The sequence below is a fragment of the Devosia sp. genome, assembly GCF_017307565.1.
Lineage (GTDB): Bacteria > Pseudomonadota > Alphaproteobacteria > Rhizobiales > Devosiaceae > Devosia.
On sequence record NZ_JAFKHD010000190.1, the window covers coordinates 1 to 9,700 of the forward strand.

The following is a 9,700-nucleotide window of genomic DNA, read 5'->3' on the forward strand; positions in this document are numbered from 1 at the left end:
AGCCCGAGCTGCTGCTGCAGATCGAGCAGCAGGTTGACCACCTGCGCCTTGATCGAGACGTCGAGACCCGAGACGGACTCATCCGCAACGATGACAGTCGGTTCGAGGGCGAGCGCGCGGGCGATGCAGATACGCTGCCGCTGCCCCCCGGAGAACTGCTGCGGATAGCGCGTCGCCACTGCCGGATCGAGACCGACACGGGCCAGGAGATCGGCAACCTTGGCGCGGGCCTGTTCCTTCGTGCCCAGATTATGCGTCAGGTATGGCTCGGCGATAGCCTCACCGATCCGGATGCGCGGGTTGAGGCTCGCAAACGGATCCTGGAAGATCATCTGGATGTTACGCCGCATGTCGCGCATGCGGCGCTTGTCGAGCCCGACGATATCCGTGCCATTGAGCACCACGCTACCCGACTGCGGCTCGACAAGCCGCATGATGGCCCGACCGGTGGTCGACTTGCCACAACCGCTTTCGCCCACAAGCGAGAGGGTTTCGCCGGCATGAAGATCGAAGGTGACGTTTTCTACGGCATGGACGCGACCATGCACGCCCCCGAACAAGCCGCTTGAGAGGTCGAAGCGCTTGACGAGGTTCTTGACCGAGAGAACTGGCCCTGCGGCGTGGTTGACCGTGTCCGGACGATCCTCGGGCTCCCGCATCTGCCCGGTCTTCTTGTCGATGACTGGAAAGTGTTGCGGTTGGCCAATACCTTCCATCGAGCCAAGCTTGGGCACTGCGGCGATAAGGGTCTTGGTATAGGTGTGCTTTGCACCAACGAAGATGTCTTCTGTTGGCGCCTGCTCAAGCACCTCGCCGCCAAACATGACGACGGTACGGTCCGCGATCTCCGCCACGACGCCCATGTCGTGGGTGATGAAAAGCACGCCCATGCCCTCTTCGCGCTGCAGTTCCTTGATGAGCTGCAAGATCTGGGCCTGGATGGTCACGTCGAGTGCAGTGGTCGGCTCGTCGGCAATCAGCAACTGAGGTTTGCAGGCGAGCGCCATGGCGATCATGACGCGCTGACGCATGCCGCCCGAGAGATTGTGCGGCAGTTCCCTGGCCCGATTGCGCGCGGCCGGAATGCGGACGCGTTCAAGGAGCCGGACCGCCTCCGCCTCGGCAGCTGCGCCGCTGGCAAGACCGTGGATTTTGAGTGTCTCGGCGATCTGGTCACCCACGGTCGCGAGCGGGTTGAGACTGGTGAGTGCTTCCTGGAAGATCATACCCATTTGCCGTCCGCGCACGGTGCGCATTTCGGCTTCTGGAAGTGTGACGAGTTCACGTCCGCCGAGCTTGACCGAGCCTTCGATCCGGCTGAACTCGGGCGAAAGAAGGCGCATGATGGAGAGTGCGGTGACGCTCTTTCCGGAGCCGGACTCCCCAACGACGCACAGAGTTTCCTCTGCGCCGATGTCAAAGGAAATGCCCTTGACGATCTGCGTCCACCCCTGCCCCGCACGGAACGCGGTCTTGAGGTTTTTGACGCTGAGCACCGGCGCCCTGGACTGGGCCGAAGCGGCGGGACTGGTCATGTCTTGATCCATTGTCGGCTCCCTATTCCGAAGTCGAGGGATCGAGCGCATCGCGCACTGCGTCACCCACGAGGTTGAACGAGAGGACGACGAGCGTGATGGCAGCTCCGGCGCCAATGATGGGCCAGGGCGAGCCGAAGATGTTGTTGAGGCCGTCGCGGATAATATTGCCCCAGCTCGGATTGGGCGGCTGGGTGCCGATGGCGAGAAAGCTCAGCGACGCTTCAAGACGGATGGCGGAAGCCACCCAGAGCATCATCAGAACCACGATCGGCGCCATGATGTTCGGCAGGACGTGACGGAATATGATGCTGTGGGTGCGAACGCCCAGCGAGATGGCAGCTTCTACATAGGGCTCCTGCTTGACGGCGAGCGTCTGAGCGCGGGCCACACGGGCAAAGCCGGGCACGAAAGCGATGGTTATGACGACGATGACGTTCCAGAAGCCACCGCCGAGAACAGCCGCAATCATGATGGCGAGCAGCAGTTCCGGGAATGCCAGGAGCAGGTCGACGACGCGGGAAATGATCCGGTCCACGACGCCACCAAAATAGCCAGCGATGACGCCAAGCGTGGTGCCGATGATGGCCGCACAGAAAGGCGAGGTGAGGCCGAAGATCAGCGAGTTGCGGGAGCCGTAGATCATGCGCGAAAGCACGTCGCGACCGAACTGGTCAGTGCCGAGCCAGTTTTCCCAAGTAGGACCGCGATTGATCTTGAGCATGGACTGGGTCAGCGGGTCATAGGGCGCGATGATGGGCGCGAAGAGTGCCAGGAGGCACAGAAGCCCGATGATGACGACCGCGACGATGGTGCCGGGCCGACCCAGGATGATGCCCCGCAGAACCTGAAGGCGGCTCTGCTCCGGCGCGAGAGTTTCGACTGGAGTTTCGGTGATTGTGGTCATCACTGCATCCGGATTCGAGGATCGACGACGATGTAAAGAAGGTCCATCAAAAGGTTGATGATGACCACGAACATGGCGAACACAACGACGCCGCCCTGGATGACCGCATAGTCACGTTCGGCGATGGCGTTGATCAGCAGCTTGCCAATGCCCGGACGGTTGAAGACCATCTCGATGGCGACTGAGCCCGAGAGGGTGGCGAGCGTGCTCAGGCCGAGGCCGGTCGTCAGCGGCAGGAGCGCATTGCGCAGGCCATGGCGATAGATGACGCGGCTTTCCTTGGCGCCCTTGGCGCGGGCGGTGCGGACATAGTCCTTGCTCAGAACTTCGAGCAACGAGGTTCGCGTGAGCCGGCCGATAAAGGCGGCCTTGACGAAAGCGAGGGTCAACGCGGGCAGGAACACATGGTACATGCGTCCCGCAAAGCCCTCCCCGCCCCCGTTGATCGGGAACCAGCCAAGGTTCAGCGAGAAGGTGATCAGCAGGAGCGCGCCCAGATAAAAATCCGGGATCGCATAGCCGATCAGAGAGAAGCCGCGCACGGCACTGTCCGGCGCCTTGTTGCGATTGGTGGCGGCGAGCACCCCGAGCGGCACACCCATGATGAGGCCGAGAAGCATCGCCACGACGGTCAGCTCGATGGTGTAGGGCAGATTGTAGAGAATGAGACCAACCACATTCTGGTTGCTCATCATCGAATTGCCGAGATCGAGCGTCAGCACACCCTTCACGAAATTGAAGAATTGCATCCAGAGCGGATCATTGAGCCCCATGCGCTCGCGGAACAGAGCCAGCTGTTCCGGCGTGGCCATGTCCCCAAGGGCAGCCACCGCCGGATCACCGGGCAGAATACGCATAGCGATGAACACCAGAACCAACACAAGGAATACTGTTGGTATGGCGTCTGCTAGCCGCAATAAGAGATATTTCGCCATGTATCCTCCCAGGCCGTTTACGGCTCCGTTTTAGTTCTGCAGAGCCGTGAAATAGGGCTCGTTGGCCAGGTCTTCCTCAAGACCAGGCGTGATGATTGCCTCGCCCTTGCACGTGAGGCTCACGAAGAACTGCAAGTGGTAATCCGACTGCGTGTAGTCAGCGGGAATTTCGGCCGCATAGCCGTGGGCCGCCTTCGTCATCTCCATGGATTTCCACCGCTCAGCCTGGTTGACATGACGGTAGTGGAGCACCGGAGCCGCGTCCGTCTCGCCGGTAAAGGAAACCCGGAAGGGCTGACCGCCGACAAAGCTCGTGGGAGCCGTGACGCCCGAGCCATCGGCGCGTGTCGGCCGACGGCATTTGAGCAGCTCGATCGCAGTCCTCGTCCTGTCGTCTGTCGGCACGGATTCCGTACCACCAATATTGCGCAGTGCCTCAAGATCGAGCAGCTCGGCCTCGATTTCGGGAAGGCGCGTGTGCCACGAGCCGCGAAGCCAAGGCTGCGGCCCATAGGTCATGTCATCGGGATAGAGATCGCGTGAAACAGCGGCGATACGGCGCCAAGCATCGACCGAGCGACGAGCATGGTCGAGCATGGGCTCGATGAGCTCTGACGCCCTGCTGGCGATAAGAAGTTCAGCCCAGCAGGCTGCCCTGAATTTTTCGGCAAAGTGGCGAGCGAGCCCGGCGAGTATTTCGACGTCGACGAGGATACGCTGTACCTCCATACGCCCATAGTCTCGGCCGTTGCGAGCTGTGACGAGCGCCTCCTCGCAGCCCTGAGCCATCTCATCGAGCCAATCTGCAACATCGAGCGGCGTGTAGCGATGGGAATGCTTCCCTTCGAGCAGCAGCTCGGCATATTCGCGGGCCGTGGCGAAGAGTTCGGAATCAAAGGTCGGGGCATTGCCGAAGCGGATGGGCCCTTCCATATCGAAGCCATAGGCTCGCTTTCCCGACCCTTCGATAAGACCGAGATTGGTATAGATCTCAGGCCAGTAGTGGTTGTTCGAAACCGACGGACCGTGAACCAGCGTGACGAGCGGCAGGACGCGACTGCCGAGCGACAGGCCGATCTCGCAGGCTTCTGCGACGTCACCACACTCCTTTTCGAGCCAGCGCATCCAGCTCTGGCGCGGGGCTTCAGGGTTGTAGATCAGCCGGCCCCAGACGCGGTACAGGTAGTCATATTTGCGCCAATCCTGCTTGGTCGCCCAACCCTGCTTCTGGTAGCTGAAACGCTGGCCGGGGACGCCCGTACCCATACGTCCCTTAAAGCTCTGCGGTTCGCACCACTCGACCCCATCGGAACCTGCATACATGGCGCTGCGGCCATAGCCCGCAGCAAATACTGGGTCGCCCCAGAGCAGCACACGCTGCGTGCCCGGCCAGATGCGGTAGATGACCTTGAAATCCTTGTCTTTCTTGAGCAGGTCGCCATAGGAGTAGCGCAAGAATTTTCGCGAGCCCTCGCTCAACTGCTCGCGCTCGCTCTTGGCGATCTCAGGCGGGTATTCCTTGTTGCGGATCGCCGACTGGTGGTAGGGCAGCCCCATATGCTCGGCGATATATTTGGGTGAAGCGGCGACCGGCATGCCGCTCTTTCGAGCGATGTCGATCATCGTAAAATCGAGGCCCTTGCCGTGCATGTCGATTTCGATAGGCCGGCCGGCTGAAGCCACGCCGGAGAAAACCTCTTCCCAGAAACCATATTCCCCCTCAGCCACGCCACCTTCGACGTGAACGCGGAAGGTCAGGCCGGTGATTTCCGGCACTTCGTTGAGAAGGCGCGCAACGGCGTCTCGGCAATAGGGCGCGAAATTATCTTCGGTGACGCCGCGAACAGTGTAGTTCGCACGCGGCACGTCATCGAAATCATAGCGCTGGGTCCAAAGCGCCAGCTGGAACTCAAGCCCGCGGCGAGCAGCTTCCCGCCCAATGAAGCGGAGCATTTCGAGATTGTGATCGCGCTCTTCCGCGCTCAGTTCCTTGACGTCAACCTTATAGCCAGCGACATCCATCAGATACGGATAGGGGAAGTAGAAGTAGACGTCGGTGATCCAAGGGTTGTGATAGGGGTAGTTGTAGCCAAAGCCCAGGGCCAGCGAAAAGCGATTGAAGCGGTTGGACGCCAGCATCGAGAGGTACTCGCGCCACTGCTGCTTGTCATAGAACCAAACCTTGTCTTCCTCTTCCGAGCAGAAGAGGCGCGACATCGAACGGATACGCGAGGACGGCTTTTCGACCAGCGGGAACGTGCCAATGAATGGGTCGGCATCAGTCGTTGTGCGGGCGCGATCGGCAAGCTCTGTGATGGCATAGACGAGGCCGCGGCTGTCGCTGCCCCAGGCAGTGATGCGGTCACCATGGCGCACGAGAGCCATGGCCTCCGCATCACTGGGCAGATCAACGCCGAGGGGTGCACTCGGCGCGGATGCTGGAGAAGAAAGCTCGACAGCGAGGCCTGAGCAGGGTGCTTCCGACACAACGGCCGCGATATCTCGCTGTTCAAGGGCGCGAACAAGATCATCGACCGCCCACTCGATTGCGCCCGCTGAATCCTTGAGAGCACTAGAAAAAACGATAGTGATGTGCGGCGCCGACGACATGAATACGAACCCCAACCTGAAAAAGTAAAAAAGGACCCAGGGGCACGTCCCGGGTCCTTCAGAACGTGACTAGCTGATAGTCGCCTGCGAGAGGTGCCAGTTGACGTAGCCAGACTCGACCTCAAACCCGAGATCGACCTTTGGCGAACGCACCATCATGAAGCCGTTGTTGGAGACTGGCAGGATGACGGCATCCTTGAGCGCCTGGACCTCGATCTGCTGAACGATGGCGATGCGCTTATCGAGATCGGGTTCGGCCAGAGCCTGATTGAGTAGATCGTCGATGCCCGGAATCGTCACGCCATAGTGGCTCATGTTCGAGCCGCCGCTGCCGTCCGCCTTCACTTCACCCGCGGCGGTCAGGTAGGTCAGTATGACTTGGGTCGGAACCGGCGGCATTGCCGAGGACTGCTGGCTCAGCGCGTTGGTTCCGATGTTTTGGTCGGCGTGGAATGCGGTATGATCCTTGATGTTGAGCTGCATGTCGACATTGATGCGGCGCAGCTGATCCTGGATCATCAGCATGATGGCCGAGAAGTCTTCGCGCTGCGAGGTATCGTTAGGGAAGCTCAGGCCATTAGGATAGCCGGCCTCGGCGAGCAGTGCCTTGGCCTTTTCAGGATCGTACTTGTAAGCCACCTCTTCCGGAATCGTGTCGACATTGAAGCCGCCGGGGAAGCTCGGCGGATTGAGGCCATAGGTACGCTGGCTGATCGGGGCGATGGCCGTGGTGATCTCGTCGCGGTCGATGCCGTAGAACAGGGCCTGGCGGACACGGATGTCGTCGAACGGCGCCTTGGTCAGGTTGAACTGGATGGTGAAGAAGCTGCCTGGGCTGACAACGTCAAAGATCAGGTTCGGGTCGCGCTGGCGCATCGAGTCCGCCCAGCCCGGCGAGCGCACGCCTTCGATGATGTGAACATCGCCGGAAAGAAGGGCGAGCGTGCGGGCCGTAGTATCGGCGATATAGCGGAAGTGGATCTTCGGCGTGGCGGCCTTGGTATCCCAGTAGTCCGGGTTGGCAACGACCGTGACACCCTGGGACGGGTCTTCGTGGACCGTCTCGAGCATATAGACGCCGGTACCGACAGCGTCGCGGCCGAGGGACTCGTCACCGAGCTCTTCCACGGCCTTGGCCGAGAGGATACCGGCATCATAGTCGCTGAGCACGCCGAGCAGGAACAGCGGATCAGGTCGCTTGAGATTAAAGATGACGCGGTAATCGCCATCGGTCTCGGTACTGTCGATGTTGACGAATTTGGCGCGAACACCGCCAACACGCTGACCATCGGTGGCGCGGTCGAAGGTGTATTTGACGTCAGCGGAGGTCAGCTCGCCATAACCGCGGTGGAACTGCACACCTTGACGCAATTCGAGCGTCCAGGTCTTGGCATCGGGCGAGCTCGACCAGCTGGTGGCAAGGCGCGGCACCAGCTCGTCCTGGGTATCCGGGAAGCGCCAACGCGGCAGATCGACCAGCTTGTCGTAGATGGCGATGATCGCCCAGTTGTCGACGCCCTGAATGGACTGAAACGGATCCATGGTCCGCAGACCACGCGCCGCGAAGGCAACCTTGAGTGCATCTTCGCCCTGGGCAAAGGCGCGACCACTGGTGACGGCATACATGGCCATGCCGGCGGCTGCCGCGCCGGTAGCAGCCAGGAAACCGCGTCTTGAAATGCTCATCTCATCCTCCCGAATAGATGTCTGATCTGCCAATTTTTCTGTCTGGCATGGGTCACACACACAGCCCCACGGTAGCGCTACCTAGGCTCGGCTCAATCCCTGCGCTCCTTGTTTTCCGCATCGTGGAAGAGCCCGGAAATCCTTGGGTTTTTGCTTCCACATCGCGGAAAGAACGGCGCTTGGGTCTACCGCCAGCCCGGCGATGCGCTAGCTCTGGACGACGAACGTCAAAAGCCTGAGGAGGACGAGAATGAGCGCGCAACCGTGGTACAAGACTGCATTGCGTTGGGGGCAGACAAACCTGGTCGAATGCGATCCGGAGCGTTACGACGCCGACTTCTGGCGCGAGCATTGGCGCAAGACCAAGGTTCAGGGCGTTATCGTCAATGCCGGCGGCATTGTTGCTTACTACCCATCCAAGTTCGAACTGCATCACCGCGCCGAAAAGCTCGGCGACCGCGACCTCTACGGAGAAGTGGTGAAGGCTGCCCGCGAAGAAGGCCTCGCCGTCATCGCGCGTATGGACTCCAACCGCGTCGCCCAGGATTTCTATGAGGCTCATCCGGACTGGATCTGCCTTGACCGCAATGGCGAGCCCTATCGCCTCGCCGACAAGTACGTCACCTGCATTGGCTCGCCCTATTATACGGACTACCTGCCGCGCGTAATGGAGGAGATCATCGAGCGCAGCCAGCCCGATGGCTTTGCCGACAACAGCTGGGCTGGCCTGCCCCGCAACAAGATCTGCTATTGCGACCACTGCAAGGAACAGTTCCAGGCCCGTGCCGGGATGGATTTGCCGCAGGACCACGACTGGTCCGACGAAAGCTATCGCGCCTGGATCCGCTGGAACTTTGAACGCCGCACCGAAATCTGGGCGCTGAACAACCGCGTCACCCGCGCGGCCGGGGGCGAACACTGCTCCTGGATGGGCATGATCAGCGGCGAAGTTCTCTACAATTCGCAGCGCTTCATCGACCTGCAGGGCATTCTCACCCAGACACCGATTGTCATGCTCGACCATCAGCGTCGCAGCGCCATCGAAGGCTTCGAACAGAACACCGAGGCCGGAAAGCGTCTTCACGAGATCGCAGGCTGGGACAAGTTGATCCCAGAATCCATGCCCCAATATCAATTGGGCGCACCGTCTTTCCGCCTCTCGTCCATGCCCAGACCTGAAGCGCGGCTGTGGGCAACGGCCGGTTTTGCCGGCGGCATCCAGCCATGGTGGCATCACATCGGTTCGTCCCACGAAGACCGCCGCCAGTATAAGAGCGCCGAGCCAGTCTTCCGCTGGCACGCTGACAATCAGGACATTCTGATTAACCGCGAAATCCGCCCCGATGTCGGCGTCGTCTGGACCCAGCAGAACCACGACTTCTTCGGCCGCGACACCGCAGCGGAAAAGACCATGGCGCCCTATCGCGGGGCCGTCAAAGCGCTCGACCGCCACGCCATTCCGTACGTGCCACTGCATGCCGATGACATTGCAAGCGCTCATGAGCGCCTCAAGGTCATCATCCTCCCCAATATCGGCGCGCTCAGCGACGAGCAACTTGCCCATGTCCGCAGTTTTGCCAGCAAGGGCGGCTCCATCATCGCCACCGGTGAGACGGGCATCGCCGACCACAATGGCGAAACGCGAGCCGACTTTGGTCTTGCAGATCTCTTCGGCGTACATCGCGGCCAGGGGCATCTGGGCGGCACCGGGCCGATCAATCCCGATCTCGAGACCTGGACACGTCACACCTACCTGCGGTGCTCGCCGGAAAATCGTGCTGGCGTTTATGGCCCCAAGGACACCACGGCTCCCGCCACGCCTGCGGCCCGCCACCCCATCCTTGCTGGCCTTGAAGAAGCGGACACCATTCCCTTCGGCGGTTTTCTGCCAGTTGTGACGTTGTCGGACGACGTTGAAGTTTTGGCGACCTTCATTCCAGACTTCCCGATCTTCCCGCCTGAAACCTCGTGGATGCGTCAGCCCAAGACCGACATTCCGGCGATCACGGTGCGCAAGGACCCGGCCG

General features: G+C 60.8%; 6 protein-coding genes. 1 reads left to right on the forward strand and 5 read right to left on the reverse strand.

Features of this window, described 5'->3' with window-relative positions; genetic code table 11:
* The 5 genes from J0I64_RS05685 to J0I64_RS05705 all read right to left on the reverse strand — a co-directional run.
* The coding region (locus tag J0I64_RS05685; protein WP_291406641.1) for an ABC transporter ATP-binding protein at positions 1-1,535 on the reverse strand (1,535 nt) is incomplete at its 3' end.
* Between the two features lie 22 nt (positions 1,536-1,557).
* Positions 1,558-2,442 (reverse strand): ABC transporter permease, encoded by an 885-nt coding sequence (locus tag J0I64_RS05690; RefSeq protein ID WP_291406642.1) that lies wholly within the window; start codon positions 2,440-2,442, stop codon positions 1,558-1,560.
* Positions 2,442-3,377, reverse strand: a complete 936-nt coding sequence (locus tag J0I64_RS05695) for an ABC transporter permease (RefSeq protein WP_291406643.1) — start codon at positions 3,375-3,377, stop codon at positions 2,442-2,444. The genes J0I64_RS05690 and J0I64_RS05695 overlap by 1 nt, the downstream gene beginning before the upstream one ends.
* Before the next feature lie 30 nt (positions 3,378-3,407).
* Entirely contained in the window at positions 3,408-5,762 is a 2,355-nt protein-coding gene (locus J0I64_RS05700; RefSeq protein WP_291406644.1) for a hypothetical protein, read from the reverse strand.
* Positions 5,763-6,056: 294 nt separating this feature from the next.
* A complete protein-coding gene (locus tag J0I64_RS05705; protein WP_291406645.1) occupies positions 6,057-7,673 on the reverse strand; it encodes an ABC transporter substrate-binding protein in 1,617 nt (538 codons plus the stop codon).
* Between the two features lie 250 nt (positions 7,674-7,923).
* On the opposite strand from J0I64_RS05705, the gene J0I64_RS05710 reads away from it, so the two are divergent.
* Positions 7,924-9,700: alpha-amylase family protein (locus J0I64_RS05710; protein ID WP_291406646.1), on the forward strand; the 1,777-nt coding region annotated here is incomplete at its 3' end.